This window comes from Pseudomonas sp. 13B_2.1_Bac1 (genome assembly GCF_025466155.1).
Taxonomy (GTDB): Bacteria; Pseudomonadota; Gammaproteobacteria; order Pseudomonadales; family Pseudomonadaceae; genus Aquipseudomonas; species Aquipseudomonas aylmerensis.
Map to the genome: position 1 here is coordinate 1 of NZ_JANLOH010000030.1, position 679 is coordinate 679.

Sequence of the window (679 nt, forward strand, 5' to 3'; positions counted from 1 at the left end):
GTCCTGCGAGTGGTCGGCGCGGGTCAGGCGGGCGAGGGGGTCGTAGTGGTAGTGGTGTTCGCCTTTGCGGGTGTCGAGCAGGCGGGTGAGGTTGCCGGATTTGTCGTAGTCGTACTGGCGTTGGTAAAGGGTGTGCTGCTGTTGACTGACGGCATGGGCGTGCAGGCGCTGCTGGTCGTCGTAGTGGTAGTGGCTGATCAACTGGCCTTGTTGGCGTTGGTGTTCCTGGCCAGCTTTGAATAGGTGAGCAGTAAGGACTTCACCGTTGAGTTCGACGGTGGACAGGTGGCCGCCCTTGGCGTGATTGAACACCACGCGATTGTTATCGGGCAGACGCAGGTATTGCAGCTGCCCGCAGGCATCGTAGCCGTAGCGCAAGGTGCCCCAGCCTTGGTGTTCGGCGGTGAGGCGGTTTTGCGCGTCGTATTCGTAGGCGAGCGCCCAGTGGCCGTCGTCGACGCTGAGGAGGTTGCCTTGGCGGTCGTAGGCATAATCGACGACGCTGGCATCGGGAAGTACTTTTCTTACGAGACGGCCAGCATGATCTCGCTCATAACGGGTAACCAGCTGACTGCCGTCATCGCCGTGCTCGGTTTTTTCCTGCAGGTTGCCGTTGAGGTCGTAGGCATAAGCCGTACGTTGGCCGTCAAAGCCGACTTCCTGCTGGATCAGGCCATTA

Annotated in this window: 1 pseudogene; it reads right to left on the minus strand. The window is 60.2% G+C overall.

The window, feature by feature from the left end:
• Positions 1 to 679 (minus strand): annotated as a pseudogene (locus NTD80_RS06565) (type IV secretion protein Rhs); the annotation flags it as partial.